Genomic DNA, 19,439 nt, shown 5'->3' with positions numbered 1-19,439 from the left:
TGACGGGGATCACCCGCTCGAGTGCGAAGAGAGGTCGGCCATGGCTGAAGGAAAGCTCGATACGCTCGCGAGGAGGCTGGGCCTGCAGACCAACCCGACGATCTTCTTCACGTCGGCCGGGCTCATGATCCTCTTCCTGCTCCTGCTGCTGATCTTCCCCACGCAGATCGGTGACGCCTTCGGCGTGACACGGGAGTGGATCGTCACGAACCTGGGCTGGTTCTTCATCCTCGGGGTGTCGTTCTGGCTGGTGTTCCTCGCCTATGTCGCCCTGAGCAAGTACGGCAACCTCCGGCTGGGCGACAACGACTCGCGGCCCGAGTACTCGAACCTGTCGTGGTTCGCGATGCTCTTCGCCGGCGGCATCGGCACGGTGCTGATGTTCTGGGGCGTCGCCGAGCCCATCTCGCACTTCTCCTCGCCGCCCTTCGACGACGTCGCCGCGTACTCCGCCGAGGCGGCGAGCGACGCGATGTCGATCTCGCTGTACCACCTGAGCCTGCACACCTGGGCGATCTTCACGCTCCCGGGCCTGGCGTTCGGCTACTTCGTCTACCGCTACAAGCTGCCGCTGCGGGTCAGCTCGGTGTTCTACCCGTTCCTCAAGGAGCGCATCCACGGGCCGATCGGCAAGACGATCGACATCTTCGCCGTCCTGGGCACCCTGTTCGGGCTGGCGGTCTCCCTCGGGCTCGGGACGTCGCAGGTCGGCGCCGGCGTCAACGCGTTGTTCCCGAGCGTCGAGAACGGCACCCTGCTGCAGGTCGGCGTCATCACGGTGCTGACGATCGTCGCGGTGAGCTCGATCGTGGCCGGGCTGGACAAGGGCGTGCGGCGCCTGTCGAACATCAACATCCTCATGGCCGTCGGGCTGATGGTCTTCGTGCTGATCATGGGCGACACGCTGTTCCTGCTCCGCCAGATCCCCGAGAGCGCCGGCGTCTACGTGCAGGACCTCATCGGCCTGTCGTTCTGGAACGACGCGATGGCGCAGTTCACCGACGAGAACGGATGGGGCTGGCAGGGCGGCTGGACGGTCTTCTACTGGACGTGGACCGTCACGTGGGCGCCGTTCATGGGCGTGTTCCTGGCCCGCATCTCGAAGGGGCGCACGATCCGGCAGTTCGTCGGCGGCGTCCTGGTCGCCCCGTCGCTGTTCACGCTGGTGTGGTTCGTCATCTTCGGCTGGTCGGCGATGGAGCTCGACGGCATCGGCGGCAGCGGGGGAGAGATCTCGGCGGCGGTCGCGGACAACGTCGCCCTGGCCATGTTCACCTTCTTCGAGAACTATCCGGCGGCCACGTTGATCTCCGGCATCGCGGTGATCGTGGTGGCGCTGTTCTTCGCCACGTCCTCGGACTCGGCCTCGCTCGTGGTCGACATGCTGTGCGTCGGCACCTCGGAGTCCGGGCCGACCCGTCAGCGGGTGTTCTGGGGCGTCAGCGAGGGCATGCTGGCCGCGTCGCTGATCATCCTGGGCGGGGTCACGGGTCGGGACGGCCTGGCGGCGCTGCAACAGGTCATCACGGTGATCGGGCTACCGATCTTCATCCTGAACTTCCTCATGGTGTTCAGCCTCTACAAGTCCTTGCGGACCGAGCGCCATACCGCCGTCGAGGCGCAGTTCGCCGGCGTGATGGCCCGATGGCGGTTCATGGGCCGGGCCACCGCGGGCGCGCGGGCGACGGCGGAGCGTGCGGCCCAGCACAACGCGTCGGCTCGGTCGCGGTCGACCGCGACGTCCGGTGAGGGGATTCCGGCCGTCGGGTCGACGACGGAGGAGGGTCCGTCCTCGACCGGTGCCACGCCGACGGCCACGACGACGGAGACGGACTCCCGGAGCACCACGGACTGACCCGGACACGACCGACCGGGACGCAACGGCCGGAGGGCTTTCCCTCCGGCCGTTGCCGTGTCCGGAGCCGTGTCCGGGCGCGTGTGTCCGGGAGCCGTGACCGTGTCCGGAGCCGGCCGGAACCGCGTCCGGCCGTCGTCGAGCGTGCCCTGCGGTGAGCTGAACCCTGGGTCGTTCAGCGCACCAGCTCGGGCTCGCGGTCCGGAGAGCCCGCCGCCGGTGCCGGATCGCGCGGGTCCTCGGGCGAGGCGCCGTCGTCGGCGCCCCCCGGGCCGGACGGCGGGGCGGCGGACGCCCGACGCCGGCGCAGGATCCAGAACACGAGGAACCCGGCGCCGAGCAGCACGAGCCACGGCAGCAGGACGCCGAGGACCAGGACCACCGTCTGGACGAAGGCGACCAGGGCGCTCCAGCCGGTCTCCAGGCCGTCGGTGAACCCGCTCGACGGCGCCGTGACCGGGGCCGTGAGCGGCGTGATCTGGATGTGCAGGGTGGACATCGCCACCCGGTCGCTGAGCGCCTCGCGCTGCGCGACGAGCGAGTCGAGCTCGGCCTGACGCGACGCGAGCTCGCGCTCCACCTCGAGCAGGTCCTCGGTCGAGCCGGCCTCGGAGAGCAGCTCGGTCAGACGGCCGGTGGAGGTGGTCAGTGCCGAGATGCGGGCGTCGAGGTTCTGACCCTGGCTGGTGACGTCGTCCCGGGAGATCTCGACCTGCTGGACGGTCGCGAGGTCGGAGATCGCGTCGACGGCGCTGGTCGTGCGTGCGGCCGGGATGCGCACGGTCATCGACGCCGCCCCGGGCTCGCCGTCGTGGTCGGGCGACTCCGTGAGCTGCTCGACGCGTCCGCCCGCCTGCTCGACCATCCGGGTCAGCTCCGCCGTCGTGCGGGACGGGTCCGGCGAGGTCAGCTCGATCCAGCCCGTGACGACGACCTCGCGGTCGACGACCCCGGACGAGTCGCGCTCCGGAGCGACGACGGACTCCCCGGCGACGGCCGCCGCCTCGTCGGCGGCGGCGCGGCCGTCCGACTCCTCGGTGACGGCGGCGTCGACGCCGGCGGAGACCCGGTCGTCGGAGCCGGTGCAGGCCGCGAGGCCCACCGTCAGCATCGCGGCGACGGTCAGGGCGGTGGCTCGGCGGCCGAGGGATCGGGTCGGCATGACCACGACTCTAGGGCCCTGACCAGCGGCGATCTGCCGTTCCGCATCGATCGTGATGCGACCGTGCCAGGACCGTGACCTGTGTCCACCCCCTGGGATGAACGGATGGTAACGATCAAATAACGAAGGGGTGCATACGATAGACAGCCGCTCTGTAAGGACGCTCTACTAACAAACATGACGACCACGACGACGCGCACCAGCCGACGAGGACTGGGCAGCGGCCTGCGAGCCACCTCGAAGGTGCTCCCCGAGCATGCTCGGGCGCACAACCGGTCGTTGGTGCTCCAGCAGCTCTTCCACGAGGGTCCGACCTCCCGGGCCGACCTGGCGCGGTCCACCGGCCTGACTCGGGTGACCGTCTCCGACCTTGTCGGCGTCCTGCTCGCCGAGGGGCTCGTGGAGGAGCTCGGCACCCAGCCGGGGCGTCGCGTCGGCAAGCCCGCGATCCTCGTCGGGATGCGGACCGACGCCTACCAGATCGTCGGTCTCGACCTCTCCGATGACACCGTGCTGCGCGGCGCGGTCCTCACCCTGACGGGGGAGGCCGTCGAGCGTCAGTCGCTGCCGGTCGACGGTCGGCGGGGCCAGGACCTCGTCGACCTGCTCGCCCGGTTCGCCCGGCGGCTCGTCGCGGGTGCCACGCGCCCGGTCATCGGCATCGGCGTCGGCTCGCCCGGCGTCGTCGACGCCTCCGGCCGCGTGGTCGAGGCGCCGAACGTCGAGTGGTACGACCTGCCGCTGGCCGAGCTGCTCACCGACCGGCTCGGCCTGCCGGTGCACGTGGCCAACGACGCCAACTCCGCGGCGCTGGCCGAGTACACGTACGGCGGTGCCGGCGACTCCATGCTCATGCTGACCGTGGGCAAGGGCGTCGGCGCGGGGGTCATGGTCGACGGCTCCCGCGTGCACGGGTCCGGCGACGCCGCCGGCGAGCTCGGGCACGTCACCGTCGTCGACGACGGCGGCGAGCTCTGCGCCTGCGGCCGCCGCGGCTGCCTCGAGACCATCCTGTCGGCCCCGGCGCTGCGCCGGGCCGTGGACGGGCTCGAGCGGCCGGAGGCGGACGCCGTGCTGGCCGACGTCGGGCGCACGCTCGGCAAGGCCCTCGCCCCCGTCGTCGGCGCCCTCAACCTCGGGGAGGTCATCCTCTCCGGACCTCCCGAGCTCCTCGCGGAACCGCTGCGCACGGCGGCCCGCGACACCATCACCGAGCGCACGATGCCGGCCACCTCGGCCAGCCTGGACCTGCGCATGGCCGCCCTCGACGACGACGTCGTCCTGGCCGGGGCGGCCGTGCTCGTCCTCGGCGCGCAGCTCGGTGTCTCCTGACCGACCCGAACGACACCCCACGGGCGGTGCGAACGATGCCGTCCTGCAACCCAGTGGAAGGAACCACCCCGTGAAGAGAACTCGACTCGTCGCCGCCACCGCGGCGTCGACGATCACCCTGGCCCTGGCGCTGACCGCGTGCAGCAGCGACACCACCGACGCCGGTGCGGAGAGCGGCAGCGACGCGGAGGAGACCACCGACGCTGCGCCGGAGGCCGCCGACCTGACGATGTGGGTCGCCGGTGGCGACACCCCGGACGAGCTGCGCGAGTACCTCATCGACACGTTCGAGGCCGAGAACGAGGGCTCGACGCTGACGATCGAGGAGCAGGACTGGGGCGACCTGGTCACCAAGCTGACCACCGCGCTGCCCGACGCCGAGAACACCCCCGACGTCGTCGAGCTGGGCAACACCCAGGCCCCGACCTTCACCAACGCCGGTGCGTTCCGCGAGATCTCGCCGGAGCTCTACGAGGAGCTGGGCGGGGACAACCTGCTCGAGTCCTTCGTCGAGGCCGGCACCGTCGACGGCACCGTCTACGCGCTGCCGTACTACTTCGGCTCGCGCTACATGTTCTACCGCGCCGACATCTGGTCCGACGCCGGCCTCGAGGTCCCGACCACGCTCGACGAGTTCGGCGAGGCCGTCAAGGAGCTCCGCACCGACGACATGTCCGGCTTCGCCCTCGGCGGCCAGGACTGGCGCAACGGCATCTCCTGGATCTTCGCCCACGACGGCGAGCTCGCCGTCAAGGAGGGCGAGGAGTGGGTCTCCACCCTCTCGGACGAGAACACGATCGCCGGTCTCGAGCAGTGGCAGGACGTCTACTCCGGCGCCTCGAACCTGCCGGCCACCGACCGCGACGTGGCCTACTGGGACTTCCTCAACGACACGGCCGACGGCGGCGCCCCGGACGCGGCGACCATCATGGCCCCGGGCTGGGCCCGCTGGTCGATCGGTGACCTCACCGAGAACGACGAGGGTGAAGAGGTCCGTGACGGCATGGCCGACGCGGAGAAGTTCGACATCTTCGCCCTGCCGGGCGTCGACGGCGGCGTGGCCCCGGTCTTCGCCGGTGGCTCGAACATGGCCATCTCGGCCCAGTCGCAGCACCCCGAGCTGTCCGAGAACCTGATGCGGATCATCTATTCGGACGAGTACCAGACCATGCTCGCCGAGAACGGTCTGGGGCCGGCCAACACCGAGTTCAACTCGATCATGGAGACGGACAAGTTCGGCGAGATCACCGTCGAGACCGCCGAGAGCTCCAAGCTGACCCCGGCCGCGCCGGGCTGGGCCGCCGTCGAGGGCGCCTCGGTCTACGAGGAGCTCTTCCAGAAGATCGCCGAGGGTGGTGACGTGGCCGAGCTCGCCGCCGAGTACGACGAGACGATCACGCCGATGCTCAACGGCCAGGCGGGCTGACGACCGAGCTCGTCGCACCGCACGCAACACCCTGAAGGGCGGGGTGGCGCCGCAGTACCAGGCCGCCACCCCGCCCCTCCCATGACCGGGAAGGAGGACCGCATGACCACGACCACCGGCGCGAGCACGGCATCGGACGGCATCGCGATCCGCCGTCGGCGCAAGCCGGCCACGCCTTATCTTCTGCTGATCCCTGCGGTCGCCGCCCTCCTGGTCGGCCTCGGCTACCCCGTCTACTGGCAGATCATCACCTCGCTGCAGGAGTTCGGGCTCATGCAGCAGTTCGGCGCTCCGCCGGAGTTCGTCGGGCTGGACAACTACGCCCGCATCTTCACCGACGCCGAGGTCTGGTCCGTCGTCGCGAAGTCCATCGCGTTCTGCCTCGTCAACGCCCTGCTGACCGTCGGCATCGGGCTCGGCCTCGCCGTGCTCATGCGGTCCGTGCACGGCTGGGTCCGCATCACGATGCAGATCACCCTGCTGCTGGCCTGGGCCACCCCGTTGGTCGCGGCCGTCACCGTCTTCCGCTGGCTCTTCGACGACCGCAACGGCGTCGTGAACTGGCTGTTCGTCCAGCTCGGCCAGGAGAACCTCGACGGGTACAACTGGCTCGGCAACGTGTGGACGTTCTTCATGGTGGCGTCCTTCATCGTCATCTGGATGTCGGTGCCGTTCGTGGCCCTGTCCATCTACGCCGGCCTGACCCAGGTCTCCGAGGAGGTCCTCGAGGCCGCCCGCATCGACGGCGCCGGCTCGCGGCAGATCCTGTGGCGGATCATCATGCCGCTGGTGCGGCCCGTCATCGCGATCGTGCTGCTGCTCCAGATCATCTGGGACCTGCGCGTCTTCGCCCAGATCCGGCTGCTGCAGGACGCCGGCGCCCCGATCTCCGAGACGAACCTGCTCGGCAACTACATCTACGAGCTCGGCGTCGGCAGCCAGGACTTCGCCGGTGCCGCCGCCGTCTCGCTCTTCGTCCTGGTGCTGACGATGGTCCTGTCGGGGCCGTACGTCCGCTATCTCATGAAGGAGGACGCGGCATGAGCGCCGTCGTGACGGACACGGACACCCCGGCCCCCACGGCCCCCGCGAGCGACCTGCGTCCGCTGCGCCGCCGTCGGGTCCGCCCCGGCAAGGTCCTGCTCAGCGGGCTCGGCCTGCTGCTCGCCCTGGTGTGGGTCTTCCCGGTCTACTGGATGATGAACTCGGCGCTGACGCCGGACGCGATCCTCGGTGCCGACACCCCGAACTTCTTCCCCGTGCACTTCACGCTGACGAACCTGTCCTCGGTGCTGACCGACTCCGGGTTCCTCAACGCCCTCGGCATGAGCGTGATGGTGACCTTCCTGACCATCGCCCTCGTGCTGGCCTTCGCGTTCCTCGCCGCCCTGGCGATCAGCCGCTGGCGGTTCCGCGGTCGCACCAGCTTCATCCTCGCGGTGCTGTTCATCCAGATGCTGCCGGCCGAGGGCCTGTTCATCGCCCAGTACCAGATGATGTCCAGCCTCGGACTGCTCAACCAGGTCATCGGTATCTCCGTGCTGTACGTCGCGATGCTCGTCCCGTTCACGGTCTGGATGCTCCGCGGCTTCGTCGCCGGCGTCCCGATCGAGCTGGAGGAGGCCGCGATGGTCGACGGTCTCTCCCGTCCCAAGGCCTTCATCCGGATCACCTTCCCCCTGCTGGCCCCCGGCCTGGTCGCCTCCGGCGTCTACGCGTTCCTGCAGGCCTGGAACGAGTTCACGACCGCGCTGGTCATCCTGCCGGCCGAGTCGGCCCAGACGCTGCCGATCTGGCTGCGCAGCTTCCTGTCGGCGTCGGCCAACCGTGGCATCAACTGGGCCGAGGTCATGGCGGCCTCCACGCTCATCGCGGTGCCGGTGATCATCTTCTTCCTGTTCGTGCAGGGACGGATGACCTCGGGCCTGGTCTCGGGTGCGGTGAAGGGCTGACGTGGGCGAGAGCAGCACGGTGACGCCGGTGGCGTCACCCGGTCTCAGCGTGGGTCTGGACATCGGCGGCACCAAGACGCTCGCCGTCGTGCTGGCCCCCGACGGGACCGTCATGGCACAGACGCGGCTCGCCACCTCGCGCGGCCACCACGGGGTCCTCGACGGCGCGGTCCGCGCCGTCGAGGGCGTCGCCCGGGCGGCCGGGGTCCCCGTCGAGGAGATCACCGGCGTCGGCGTCGGCATCCCCGGCCTCGTGGACGCCGACGAGGGCACGGTGCGGCACGCGGTCAACCTCGGCCTGGACGGCGAGCCCCTCGAGCTCGCCACCCTGCTCTCGGCGCGCCTCGGCGGCGTCGGGGTCGGCGTCGAGAACGACCTGAACGTCGCCGCCGTCGGTGCGGCCCACCTCGTCGAGACCGCCGAGCCGACGACGGGTTCGACCGACCTGGCCTTCCTCGCCCTCGGCACCGGGCTCGCGGCCGGCATCGTGCTCGACGGCCGGTTGCGCCGCGGCAGCCACGGGGCGGCGGGGGAGATCGGGCACGTCCCTGTCGACCCGTCGGGTCCGCCGTGCGCCTGCGGACAGCGCGGCTGCCTCGAGCTGTACGCCTCGGGGTCCGCGGTCATCGCCGCCTGGCCGACGACCACGGGACGGCCCGCGCCGGTCGAGCTCTTCGAGGCCGCCGACGCCGGAGACCCCGCGGCCGTCGCGGTGCGCGACCGGTACGCGCGCTCCGTGGCCGCGGCCGTGCGCATGCTCGTCCTGAGCGTCGACGTGCGCTACGTCGTCCTCGGCGGGGGCGTCTCCCAGCTCGGCGAGCCGCTGCTGCGCGTGGTGCAGGAGGCGCTCGAGGACGAGTCCGCGGCGTCGGCGTTCCTGCGCAGCCTCGACCTGCCCGGCCGCGTCCGGCTCGCCCCGGGCCGTGTCCCCGTGGGGGCCGTCGGTGCCGCCGTCGTCGGCCGCGGGTACGCCGCGCGGGTGCCCGACCTGCGCTGAGCCGCCCCCCCCGGCTCCACCCCGAACCAGCACCCCGCACCAAGCACGCCGCACCGGTGGCACCACCCCCTCGCCGCCGGTGCGGACACGACCGAGAGGAACCCTCCACCCGTGCGCATCCGACGGACCCTGGCCGCGACGGTCGCCACCGGCGTCCTGGCCGCCTCCCTGACCGCCTGCGGACCCGAGGAGGTCGTGCCCGAGAGCTCGGACGACATCGTCCTGTGGCTCGTGGGCTCGGACACCGGCGATGAGCTGCGCGACCACCTGGTGACGACGTTCGAGGCGCGCAACCCCGGTGCGACGCTGGTGATCGAGGAGAAGCAGTGGCCTACCCTCGTCGACGAGCTCGACGAGGCGCTGGAGGACCCGGCCGCCACCCCCGACGTCGTCGAGCTCGGCAACACGCAGGCGCCGACGTTCACGAACGCGGGCGACTTCCGGGCGGTCTCCCCGGAGCTGTACGCCGACCTGGGCGGTGACGACCTGCTGCCGTCGTTCGTCGAGGCCGGGTCGGTCGACGGCACGGTCTACGCCCTGCCGTACTACTTCGGCTCGCGCTACGTCTTCTACCGCAAGGACGTGTGGCGCGAGGCCGGCGTCGAGGTGCCGGACACGCTCGACGAGTTCGGCGACGCCGTCGCCGAGCTGACGACCGGCAACCGGGCCGGGTTCGCCATCGGCGGCCAGGACTGGCGCAACGGCATCTCGTGGGTGTTTGCCCACGGCGGCGAGCTGGCGGTCAAGCAGGGCGGCTCGTGGGTCTCGACGCTGTCCGACCGGGACACCGTCGCCGGGCTCGAGGCCTGGCAGGACGTGTACGAGAGCGCCTCCTACCTGCCGGCGACCGAGGTCGACACCGGCTACTGGGCGTTCCTCAACGACGGCGTCGAGTCCGGCGAGCCGGCCGCCGCCGCGATGATGGCGCCCTCCTGGGCGCGGTGGGAGCTCGGGGACTGGGTGCGCAACGACGACGGCGCCGAGGTCCGCGACGGCATGGCCGACGACGAGACCTGGGGCATCTTCCCGCTGCCCGGCGTCGACGGCGGGGTCGCCCCCGTGTTCGCCGGGGGGTCCGTGCTGGCGGTCTCGGCGCTGACCCGCAACGCCGAGCTGTCCGAGGACCTGCTGCGGATCGTGTACGGCGACGAGTACCAGACGATGCTCGGCGAGTCGGGCCTCGGCCCGGCGAACACCGAGCTCACCGACGTGATGACCGACGACAAGTTCGGGCGCACGCTGGTGGAGACGGCCGAGGCCTCCCAGCTCACCCCGCCGGCGCCGGGTTGGGCCGAGATCGAGTCCCGCGGCCTGTACGAGGACATGTTCAAGGAGATCGCCCGCGGCGCCGACGTCGCGACGGTCGCCCGGGAGTACGACGCGCTCATCACCCCGCTCCTCGACGGCCCGGCCGTCGAGGAGGAGTGACCGACACAGGAAGGAGACCTCCATGGAGGTCGTCATCGCTCCCGCGCAGGAGCTGGCGGCGCTGGCCGCCGACGCGATCGAGTCGTCGCTGCGCCGTCGTCCGCGGACCGTGCTGGGGCTGGCCACGGGCTCGAGCCCGCTGAAGGTCTACGACGAGCTGGCCCGCCGCCACGCCGAGGACGGGCTGTCCTTCGCCGAGGCGCAGGGGTTCATGCTCGACGAGTACGTGGGTCTGGCCGCCGACCACCCGGAGCGGTACCGCAACGTCATCGCGACCGAGATCGCCGAGCGGGTGGACTGGCCCGCCGACCAGGTCCGGGGCCCGGACGGGCTGGCGGAGGACCTGCCGGCGGCGTGCGCGGCCTACGAGGAGTCGATCCGGGCGGCCGGGGGAGTGGACCTGCAGCTGCTGGGGATCGGGACCGACGGGCACATCGCGTTCAACGAGCCGGGGTCGTCGTTGGCCTCGCGCACGCGGATCAAGACGCTGACGCGCCAGACGCGGGTGGACAACGCGCGGTTCTTCGACGGTGACGTCGAGCGGGTGCCGACGCACTGCCTGACCCAGGGGCTCGGCACGATCATGGAGTCCCGGCACCTGGTGCTGCTGGCCACGGGCAAGCACAAGGCCGAGGCGGTGCACCAGCTCGTCGAGGGCCCGGTCTCGGCGCTGTGGCCGGCGACCGTGATGCAGTTCCACCCGCACGCCACGGTGCTGGTGGACGAGGCGGCCGCCTCGCGTCTGCAGCTGGCCGACTACTACCGCCAGACGTACGCCTCCAAGCCCGACTGGCAGGGGCTCTGAGCCGGCTGACGTCGCACGAGCCTCGACCGCCGGCGAGGTAGGCAACTCCTCCACCAGGTAGGCGAGGTGCCGGCGAGGTAGGCAACTCCTCCACCAGGTAGGCAAGCTCTCGAGGCGCTGGCCTACCTCGCCGCAGAGTTGCCTACCTCGCCCATGGACCGCCTACCTCGCAGGAGGATTGCCTACCTCGCCGGAGGATTGCCTACCTCGCCACAGCGCCGCCTCTCTCGGCGGGGTGTCGGTGGGTGGCACGTAGGATGGAGCCCATGAGCGAGCCCCTCTCCACCCCGCCCGCCGACCCCTCGCAGGACACCGGCTCGGGGACGAGCGTGCTGGAGCGCCCGGACACGCGGGAGCAGTCCGCCGAACCGGGCGACCACGAGCGGTTTGCGCACTACGTGCGCAAGGAGAAGATCATGCAGTCGGCGATGTCCGGCAAGCCCGTGATCGCGCTCTGCGGCAAGGTCTGGGTTCCCGGTCGTGACCCGTCGAAGTTCCCCGTGTGCCCCGTGTGCAAGGAGATCTACGACGGCCTGCGCGACCCGCAGGACGGCGACGACGGAAACTCCGACTCCGAGTCGTGAGCTCGCCGGTTCCCGAGTCCGAGTCCGTCGACCTCTTCGCCGCCGCTGCCGAACCGACCAAGCCGCTCCCGCAGTCCCCGTCGGTCTCGGCCGCGTCCCACCTCAGCCCGGCCTACCCGCGCCGCGCACCGTGGGGCACGGCGTCGAACCTGCGTGCCTGGCAGGCCGAGGCCCTCGAGCTGTACCACCAGAGGTCGGCGCGCGACTTCCTCGCCGTCGCCACTCCGGGCGCGGGCAAGACGACGTTCGCGCTGCGCGTGGCCACCGAGCTGCTCGACGCCGGCGTCGTCCGGCGCGTGACGGTCGTCGCGCCCACGGAGCACCTCAAGCACCAGTGGGCCGACGCCGCGGCGCGGGTCGGCATCCGCATCGACCCGTCGTTCAAGAACGCCCAGGGCCGGCACGGCGCCCACTACGACGGCGTCGCGCTGACCTACGCCCAGGTCGCCTCCAAGCCGGCGCTGCACCGCGCCCGCACCGAGGCCGCCCCCACCCTGGTGATCCTCGACGAGGTGCACCACGGCGGGGACGCGCTGAGCTGGGGCGACGCCATCCGGGACGCGTTCGAGGACGCGACCCGACGCCTCGCCCTGACCGGCACGCCCTTCCGGTCGGACACCGCCTCGATCCCGTTCGTCACCTACGAGGCCGACGCCGAGGGGATCCGGCGCTCCAAGGCCGACTACATCTACGGCTACGGCGACGCGCTGCGCGACCACGTGGTGCGGCCGGTGCTGTTCATGACGTACTCGGGCGAGATGCGCTGGCGCACCCGGGCCGGTGACGAGGTCAGCGCCCGCCTCGGCGAGGACATGACCAAGGACATGCACGCCCAGGCCTGGCGCACCGCCCTGGACCCGCGCGGCGAGTGGATCCCGTCGGTGCTCGCGGCCGCCGACCGGCGCCTGACCGAGATGCGTCGCGCCGTGCCCGACGCCGGCGGGCTGGTCATCGCCTCCGACCAGACCGACGCCCGTGCCTACGCCGGGCACCTGGCCCGGATCACGGGCACCTCGCCGACGGTCGTGCTCAGCGACGACGACGGCGCGAGCGAGCGCATCGACGAGTTCGCGGCCGGGACGCAGCGCTGGATGGTCGCCGTGCGCATGGTCTCCGAGGGCGTCGACGTGCCACGTCTCGCCGTCGGCGTCTACGCCACCAGCACCTCGACGCCGCTGTTCTTCGCCCAGGCCGTGGGCCGGTTCGTCCGTGCCCGCAAGCGCGGCGAGACCGCCTCGGTGTTCCTGCCCAGCGTGCCGCTGCTGCTGGGGCTCGCCAACGAGCTCGAGGCCGAGCGGGACCACGCCCTCGACCGGCCCCAGACCGCCGAGGAGCAGGGCATCGAGTACGACCCCGAGGCCGCCCTGCTGGCCGCGGCGAACAAGGAGGAGAAGGCCTCGGGCGAGCTGACCGGCTCCTTCGAGGCGCTGGACGCCCAGGCCTCCTTCGACCGCGTGCTGTTCGACGGCGGCGAGTTCGGCACCGGTGGCGAGCTCGGGTCCGACGCCGAGCAGGACTTCCTGGGCATCCCCGGCCTGCTGGACGCGGACCAGGTCTCCACGCTGCTGCGTCAGCGCCAGGCGGCCCAGACCCAGGGGCGCGGCGGTGCCACGGACCGTGAGGCGGCCCTGCAGCAGTCCGAGCAGGAGCACCGCCGGGCCGCCGCCCTGCGCAAGGAGCTGTCGAAGCTGGTCTCGGCGTGGGCGCGCAAGAGCGGCACCCCGCACGGCAGGGTGCACGCCGAGCTGCGCCGCCGGTGCGGCGGTCCCGAGGTGCCCCTGGCCACGGCCGACCAGCTCGACTCCCGGGTGGAGATGGTGCGGGGCTGGTTCGTCGGCAAGCGGTGAGCCGGGGGCGGCTCACGACTGTCACAGAGGTGTTACCCGCGAGAAACCGCCGGTGCGCGGTTAAGTCATAACTTGAATCCAGGTGCTCACGAGGTCGTCGACGACGAGCATCCCGCTCCCGCCCCGCTGCCCCTGGAGACTGCCATGACCGCGACCCTGCCCGCGGAGGAGTTCGACACGCACGTCGGACCCGACCCGAACCCGGCCCTGCACAACGACGACCTCGGCCCGCTGCCGCAGGAGCGTCGGCGCTGGGGGGCGTTCGAGATCTTCAACGTCTGGACGAACGACGTCCAGAGCCTCGCCGGCTACACGCTGGCCGCCAGCCTGTTCATCACCGCCGGCATCAACGGGTGGTGGGTGTTCGCCGCCATCGTCATCGCCGGGTTCTTCGTGAACTGGCTCGTGAACCTCACGGGGAAGCCGAGCGTGAAGTACGGCATCCCCTACGCCGTGATGGCCCGGTCCAGCATGGGGGTGCGCGGAGCCCAGTTCCCGGCCCTCGTCCGCGGGATCGTGGCGATCTTCTGGTACGGCGCGCAGACGTACTTCGCGTCCACCGCCGTCGCCCTCGCGCTCGACGCGATCTTCGGGGACCCGCAGCTGGCGGTGTTCCTCGGCATGGACCTCATCGACTGGGTCTCCTACGTCGTCGTCGCCGCGCTGCAGGTGGTGCTGTTCGTCCGGGGGATCTCCTGGATCGAGCGATTCCTGAACTTCGCGGGGCCCGCGGTCTACCTCGTGATGATCACGCTGCTCGTCGCCATCTGGGTCCAGGCCGGTGACCGGCTGCTCCCCGCCGTCGGGTCGATCTTCACGAACGACTCGGTCGAGGGCTGGGCGGCCGTCGGCGCCTTCGTCGGGGTGATCGGCACGATCATCGCCTACTTCTCCGCCGTCGTGATCAACTTCGGCGACTTCGCCCGGTTCTCGCGCAGCGAGAAGGCGATGCGGCGGGGCAACTTCCTCGGTCTGCCGGTGAGCCTGACGTTCTTCACGTTCCTCAGCCTCTTCATCACCGCGGGCGCGTACATCGTGCTGCAGGACGGCCAGGGGGACCCGCTCACCAACCCCGCCGACATCGTCGGGCTCGTGGGCAACGTCTTCCTCACCATCGTCGCGGCGCTGACGTTCGTCGTGGCCACCGTGGGGATCAACCTCGTCGCGAACTTCATCCCGCCGGCCTACGACCTGTCCAACCTGGCACCGCAGCGCATCAGCTTCCGCCGGGGCGGCTACGTCACGGCGGCGGTCGGGTTCGTCGTGGGCGCCCTGTGGGTCGCGACCATCAGCCAGATCGGGCTGCCGACCTTCGTCGACACGCTCGGGGCGATCCTCGCCCCGCTCTACGGCGTGCTCGTCGCCGACTACTACGTCATCCAGCGGCGCAGCCTGAAGGTCGCCGACCTGTTCAGCATGGACCCGCAGAGCCGCTACTACTACCGCCGGGGATGGAACGTCCGGGCCCTGGCCGCGATCGGCATCGCGGGCGTGTTCTCCGTCGCCGCCGTGTGGGTGCCCGCCCTGGCCGTCCTCAGCGGGTTCGCGTGGGTCATCGGCGCCGTCCTCGGGGGGTGCCTGTACCTGCTCGTCATGTGGGGCTACCGCCCGGCCGGTGCGGACACCGGCACCGCACCGACCCCGGCCGCCGCCGAGTCGGACGTCTGAGCACCGTCGGCGGTCGTCCGGGCGTCGCGCCCGGGCGACCGCCGGTCCACCGGCACCCGCCGTCAGGCCGGAACGCTCAGTCGAGCGACTCGACGACGGTGGGGATCGCCGGGTCCCCGGCCGAGAGCCGGCGCGCCCCGCGCGGCAGCTCGCCGCGGGAGGACGCGTGCCGCTCGGCAGCGTTCTGCACCCCGTAGGCGCCGACCCATCGCGAGTCCGTCGCGCCGTCGGTCACCAGCGGCACGTGCAGCGGGCGCAGCCGCCCGCCGTCGTCCCCGGACCCCCCGGCTCGCGGCTCCCACGCGACCACGTCCTCGTCGGGCCCGGTGTAGAGCACCTCCTCGAGGGCTCGGCCGTCCTCGTCGAGGCGTCGGGCGGCGGCCTTGCGCCCGCCCCGGTCCGACTTGTGCGCGGAGGCCTTGGCCACGGGCTGCATCCGCCCCGCGGCGTCGGAGCGGGCGACGAGCTTGTAGACCATGCCGCACGTCGGTGCACCGGAACCGGTCACCAGCGAGGTCCCCACGCCGTAGGAGTCCACCGGAGCGGCGGCGAGGCCGGCGATGGCGTGCTCGTCGAGGTCGGAGGTCACCACGACCTTGGTCCCGGTCGCCCCGAGCTCGTCGAGCTGGGCGCGCACCTCGATGGCCATGGCGCCGAGGTCGCCCGAGTCGAGCCGGACGGCGCCCAGCCCGGTCCCGCCCGCCTCGATCGCCCGCTCGACGCCGCGACGCACGTCGTAGGTGTCGACCAGCAACGTGGTCCCGACCCCGTGCCAGGCGACCTGGGAGGCGAAGGCCGACGCCTCGTCGTCGTGCAGCATGGTGAAGGCGTGCGCGGCGGTGCCGATGGTCTCCAGCCCGTAGCGGTAGCCGGCCTCGAGGTTCGACGTACCGACGAACCCGCCGACGACGGCGGCCCGGGCGGCGGCGACGGCGGCCTGCTCGTGGGTGCGCCGCGACCCCATCTCCATCACGGGCCGGTCCACGGCCGCACTGGTCATGCGCGACGCGGCCGAGGCGACGGCGGAGTCGTGGTTGAGGATGGACAGCACGAGGGTCTCCAGCAGCACCGCCTCGGCGAAGGTGCCCTCCACCTGCAGCACCGGCGAGCCGGGGAAGAACGTCTCGCCCTCGGCGTACCCGGTGATCGTGCCGGTGAACCGGAACCCGCGCAGGAAGTCCAGGGTGCGGTCGTCGACCACGCGGTGGCGCTCGAGGAAACCGAGCTCGGCGTCGCCGAACCGGAACGCGGCCAGCGCCTCCAGCACCCGTCCGGTCCCGGCCAGGACGCCGTAGCGGCGTCCGGCGGGCAGGCGGCGGGTGAACACCTCGAACACGCAGTGCCGGTGGGCGGTGCCGTCGGCGAGCGCGGCGGCGAGCATCGTCAGCTCGTAGCGGTCGGTGAGCAGGGCCAGGGAAGGTCTCAGTGTCGGCAAAGGTGCGGCGGGGAGTGACTGCGGGACGGTCAGCGGGCTCGTCGCCGGGACGCCGTTGCCCCGTCGCTCGTCGGTCATGCCCCTACGGTACGGGTCGGGGGCCGGATCGGGCAGGACCAACCGCGCGGCGCGTGCGTCCGGACCCCCGGTCGCCGCTCCCCGTAGGGTGGTGCCATGACGGTCTCGGCGACGCAGGAGGACACCAGCACCGAGGAGGTGTCCCGCCTCGCCGACCCGTGGGTCACGATCGTGTGGAACGACCCGGTCAACCTCATGAGCTACGTGTCCTACGTCTTCGAGAGCTACTTCGGGTATCCCGAGGCCAAGGCACGCCGGCTGATGCTGCAGGTCCACCACGAGGGGCGGGCCGTCGTCTCGACCGGGCCCAAGGAGCGCATGGAGGTCGACGTGCAGGCGATGCACGGGTTCGGGCTGTGGGCCACGATGCAGCAGTCGGACGCCCCCGTCGGCTCGGGGGAGGGCGCATGACACCCTTCCGGTCCACCCCGGCCGGGTACGTCGCGACCTGGGAGCCGGTCGAGCGCGAGGTGCTGGCCCGGGTCGCCCGCGACGTCGCCGGTCTCCTGAGCGCGGACTCCGGGCTGCCCGACGACGCCGCGGAGGCCGAGGTGGCGTTCACCGGCGTCGCCCGGGTGCCCCGGGACCCGGCCGTCCAGCGCCTGCTGCCGGACGCCCACCGCGAGGACGCCGAGGCGGCCGCGGAGTTCCGGCACCTGACCCAGACCGACCTGGCCGCGGGCAAGGTCGCCCGGCTGCACGCCTTCGCCGAGACGGTGGACCCCTCCACGGAACCCGTGACGGACGCCGGGGACGGCGACCAGGTGCTCGTCGCACGCGACGACGCCCAGGACTTCGCCGCCGCCCTGACCGACGTCCGGCTCGTGCTCGCCGAGCGGCTGGGGCTCGACGACGACGCGGACGTCGAGCACCTGCACACCGAGGTCCTGGCCGGGCTCGGCCCCGAGCAGGACGAGGACGATCTTTACCCCGCCGACGACGACCCGGATGCCGACGACGACCCGGATGCCGACGACGAGGCCGCGGCGATGGACACCGAGCAGCGGGTCTACTGGGGCGGGGTGTTCGTCGCCGCCGGGTTCGCCCAGGAGTCGCTGATGGACGAGCTCCTCGCCGACCTGCGGGCCCGTCGCAGCGCAGGGTGAGCAACGGCGGCGCTGTGGCGCTGTGGTGCGTGCCACGCGTGGCACCGCTCACGAAACCGGTGCTCAGCGCGCTGCGACGTTAGGCTGCCAGCCGTGAACGACGCCCCGATCGGGATCTTCGACAGCGGGGTGGGTGGTCTCACGGTCGCCCGCTCGATCCTCGACCAGCTCCCGCACGAACAGCTGCACTACATCGGCGACACGGCGAACGGCCCCTACGGGCCCAAGCCGCTCGCCGCCGTGCGCGCGATGGCGCTCGCGGTGATGGACCGGCTGGTCGACGACGGGGTGAAGATGCTCGTCATCGCCTGCAACTCCGCCTCGGCGGTCGCGCTGCGCGACGCCCGGGAGCGGTACACCGTGCGCCGGGGCATCCCGGTGGTCGAGGTGATCCTGCCGGCCGCGCGCCGCGCCGTCGTCGCCTCCCGCTCGGGACGCATCGGCGTGATCGGCACGCAGGCCACGGTGGAGTCCCTGGCCTACGACGACGCGTTCGCCGTCACCCCGGGGATCGAGGTGACCAGCCAGGCGTGTCCGGAGTTCGTGCGACTGGTCGAGGAGGGCACGACGTCGGGACCGGAGGTCCTCGACATCGCCCACCGCTACCTCGACCCGGTCAAGGCGGCCGGCGTGGACACCCTCGTGCTGGGCTGCACGCACTACCCGCTGCTGGCGGGCCCCATCTCGTACGTGATGGGCCAGGACGTGACCCTGGTGTCCTCGGCGGAGGAGACCGCCCAGGACGTGTACCGCAAGCTCGTGGCGCACGACCTCGAGCGGTCGCCGGCGGCGGCGGAGCCCGTGCACCGGTTCGCCGCGACCGGGAGCCCGGCGCCGTTCGCGGACCTGGCCCGCCGGTTCCTCGGACCGGAGGTCGACCTGGTGGAGGCCGCATGAGACTCGTGACCGTCGGTGTGTCCGGCTCGCTGCCGGGCCCGGACTCGCCCGCGTCCTGCTACCTGGTGCAGGCCGACGACGGCGAGCGGACCTGGAACGTCGTGCTGGACCTGGGGTCGGGTGCGCTGGGGCCGCTGCAGCGGCACGTCGACCCGGTGGACGTCGACGCGATCGGCCTGTCGCACCTGCACCCGGACCACTGCTCCGACCTGAGCGGCCTGTACGTCTACCTCAAGTACCACCCGGAGCGTGGCGTCGCCCGCACGGGTGTGCCGCGCGAGCTGCCGGTGCACGGCCCGTCGACGACGCGGGAGCGTGCCGCGGCGATGTACGGCCTCGAGCCGGACGAGGACATGGACACCGAGTACGTCTTCCGGACCTGGCGGCCGGGGACGGCGGTGCAGGTCGGTCCGCTGACGCTGGAGCCGTTCGAGGTGAACCATCCGGTCGAGGCGTACGGCGTGCGCGTGACCGGGCCCTCGTCACGGCGTCCGGGGGAGAGCGCGACGCTGGTCTTCTCGGGCGACACCGACGCCTACCCCGGGCTGGTCGAGGGGGCGCGGGGCGCGGACCTGCTGCTGTGCGAGGCGGCGTTCCTCGAGGGGCGCGACGACGGCGTGCAGCGCGGTATCCACCTGACGGGTCGCCGTGCGGGTCGCGTCGCGTCCGAGGCCGGCGTCGGGCTGCTACTGCTGACGCACCTGCCGGCGTGGACGGACCCGGCTCAGACGCTGGCCGAGGCGCGCGGCGAGTTCGACGGTCCGATCGAGGTCGCGGTCGCCGACGGCGTGCACACCCTCTGACGCGCCCGCGGCAGCGCCGCCCCCGTTGTGGGCATGAAATATGCAGCCTCGAGACCGTCGAGAG

The 19,439-nt window shown here is 71.9% G+C and carries 17 protein-coding genes; 15 read left to right on the top strand and 2 right to left on the bottom strand.

The features are described 5' to 3' along the window. Nucleotides 1–40: 40 nt before the first annotated feature. Nucleotides 41–1,855: a BCCT family transporter gene (locus V5O49_RS10495; protein ID WP_332902196.1), complete on the top strand. Its 1,815-nt coding sequence runs from the start codon at nucleotides 41–43 to the stop codon at nucleotides 1,853–1,855. Nucleotides 1,856–2,030: 175 nt separating this feature from the next. On the opposite strand, the gene V5O49_RS10490 is transcribed toward V5O49_RS10495, so the two are convergent. Next, nucleotides 2,031–3,017: a DUF4349 domain-containing protein gene (locus V5O49_RS10490; RefSeq protein WP_332902195.1), complete on the bottom strand. Its 987-nt coding sequence runs from the start codon at nucleotides 3,015–3,017 to the stop codon at nucleotides 2,031–2,033. Between the two features lie 177 nt (nucleotides 3,018–3,194). Between V5O49_RS10490 and V5O49_RS10485 the strand changes: the two genes are divergently transcribed. From V5O49_RS10485 to V5O49_RS10440, 10 genes are all read left to right on the top strand, one after another. Next, nucleotides 3,195–4,349 carry an ROK family transcriptional regulator gene (locus V5O49_RS10485; RefSeq protein ID WP_332902194.1) on the top strand — a complete coding sequence of 385 codons (1,155 nt, stop codon included), beginning with the start codon at nucleotides 3,195–3,197 and terminating at the stop codon, nucleotides 4,347–4,349. A 70-nt stretch (nucleotides 4,350–4,419) separates the two neighbouring features. Continuing rightward, nucleotides 4,420–5,775: an extracellular solute-binding protein gene (locus V5O49_RS10480; protein ID WP_332902193.1), complete on the top strand. Its 1,356-nt coding sequence runs from the start codon at nucleotides 4,420–4,422 to the stop codon at nucleotides 5,773–5,775. Between the two features lie 102 nt (nucleotides 5,776–5,877). Then, nucleotides 5,878–6,819 carry a carbohydrate ABC transporter permease gene (locus tag V5O49_RS10475; protein ID WP_332902192.1) on the top strand — a complete coding sequence of 314 codons (942 nt, stop codon included), beginning with the start codon at nucleotides 5,878–5,880 and terminating at the stop codon, nucleotides 6,817–6,819. Beyond that, nucleotides 6,816–7,727 (top strand): carbohydrate ABC transporter permease, encoded by a 912-nt coding sequence (locus V5O49_RS10470; RefSeq protein WP_332902191.1) that lies wholly within the window; start codon nucleotides 6,816–6,818, stop codon nucleotides 7,725–7,727. Before V5O49_RS10475 ends, V5O49_RS10470 begins: the two co-directional genes overlap by 4 nt. Nucleotides 7,728–7,755: 28 nt before the next feature. After that, nucleotides 7,756–8,724, top strand: a complete 969-nt coding sequence (locus V5O49_RS10465) for an ROK family protein (RefSeq protein WP_332902190.1) — start codon at nucleotides 7,756–7,758, stop codon at nucleotides 8,722–8,724. A 111-nt stretch (nucleotides 8,725–8,835) separates the two neighbouring features. Then, nucleotides 8,836–10,152, top strand: coding sequence for an extracellular solute-binding protein (locus V5O49_RS10460; RefSeq protein ID WP_332902189.1), 1,317 nt, complete (start codon nucleotides 8,836–8,838; stop codon nucleotides 10,150–10,152). Between the two features lie 22 nt (nucleotides 10,153–10,174). Continuing rightward, on the top strand, nucleotides 10,175–10,957 hold the full coding sequence (gene nagB, locus V5O49_RS10455; protein WP_332902188.1) for a glucosamine-6-phosphate deaminase: 783 nt from the start codon (nucleotides 10,175–10,177) through the stop codon (nucleotides 10,955–10,957). Between the two features lie 266 nt (nucleotides 10,958–11,223). Continuing rightward, a complete protein-coding gene (locus V5O49_RS10450) occupies nucleotides 11,224–11,541 on the top strand; it encodes a DUF3039 domain-containing protein (RefSeq protein WP_278236881.1) in 318 nt (105 codons plus the stop codon). Continuing rightward, entirely contained in the window at nucleotides 11,538–13,388 is a 1,851-nt protein-coding gene (locus V5O49_RS10445) for a DEAD/DEAH box helicase (protein ID WP_332902187.1), read from the top strand. Before V5O49_RS10450 ends, V5O49_RS10445 begins: the two co-directional genes overlap by 4 nt. Nucleotides 13,389–13,532: 144 nt before the next feature. Then, the gene (locus V5O49_RS10440; RefSeq protein ID WP_332902186.1) at nucleotides 13,533–15,056 is read left to right on the top strand and encodes an NCS1 family nucleobase:cation symporter-1; all 1,524 of its coding nucleotides are present in this window, start codon (nucleotides 13,533–13,535) and stop codon (nucleotides 15,054–15,056) included. A 76-nt stretch (nucleotides 15,057–15,132) separates the two neighbouring features. On the opposite strand, the gene V5O49_RS10435 is transcribed toward V5O49_RS10440, so the two are convergent. Next, nucleotides 15,133–16,569 (bottom strand): nicotinate phosphoribosyltransferase, encoded by a 1,437-nt coding sequence (locus V5O49_RS10435; RefSeq protein ID WP_332902185.1) that lies wholly within the window; start codon nucleotides 16,567–16,569, stop codon nucleotides 15,133–15,135. 96 nt (nucleotides 16,570–16,665) lie between these two features. Between V5O49_RS10435 and clpS the strand changes: the two genes are divergently transcribed. The 4 genes from clpS to V5O49_RS10415 all read left to right on the top strand — a co-directional run bounded on the left by clpS (nucleotide 16,666) and on the right by V5O49_RS10415 (nucleotide 19,375). Next, nucleotides 16,666–16,980, top strand: coding sequence for an ATP-dependent Clp protease adapter ClpS (clpS, locus tag V5O49_RS10430; protein ID WP_332902184.1), 315 nt, complete (start codon nucleotides 16,666–16,668; stop codon nucleotides 16,978–16,980). After that, entirely contained in the window at nucleotides 16,977–17,675 is a 699-nt protein-coding gene (locus V5O49_RS10425; protein WP_332902183.1) for a DUF2017 family protein, read from the top strand. Before clpS ends, V5O49_RS10425 begins: the two co-directional genes overlap by 4 nt. A gap of 93 nt (nucleotides 17,676–17,768) precedes the next feature. Continuing rightward, complete coding sequence (gene murI, locus V5O49_RS10420) at nucleotides 17,769–18,572, top strand: glutamate racemase (RefSeq protein ID WP_278236887.1); 804 nt, start codon at nucleotides 17,769–17,771, stop codon at nucleotides 18,570–18,572. Next, on the top strand, nucleotides 18,569–19,375 hold the full coding sequence (locus tag V5O49_RS10415) for an MBL fold metallo-hydrolase (RefSeq protein WP_332902182.1): 807 nt from the start codon (nucleotides 18,569–18,571) through the stop codon (nucleotides 19,373–19,375). Before murI ends, V5O49_RS10415 begins: the two co-directional genes overlap by 4 nt. Nucleotides 19,376–19,439 lie beyond the last annotated feature (64 nt).

This window comes from Isoptericola haloaureus (assembly GCF_036689775.1).
GTDB lineage: Bacteria > Actinomycetota > Actinomycetes > Actinomycetales > Cellulomonadaceae > Isoptericola > Isoptericola haloaureus.
The sequence above is the reverse complement of the archived record's forward strand: the minus strand, read 5'-3'. Positions and strand labels throughout refer to the sequence as shown.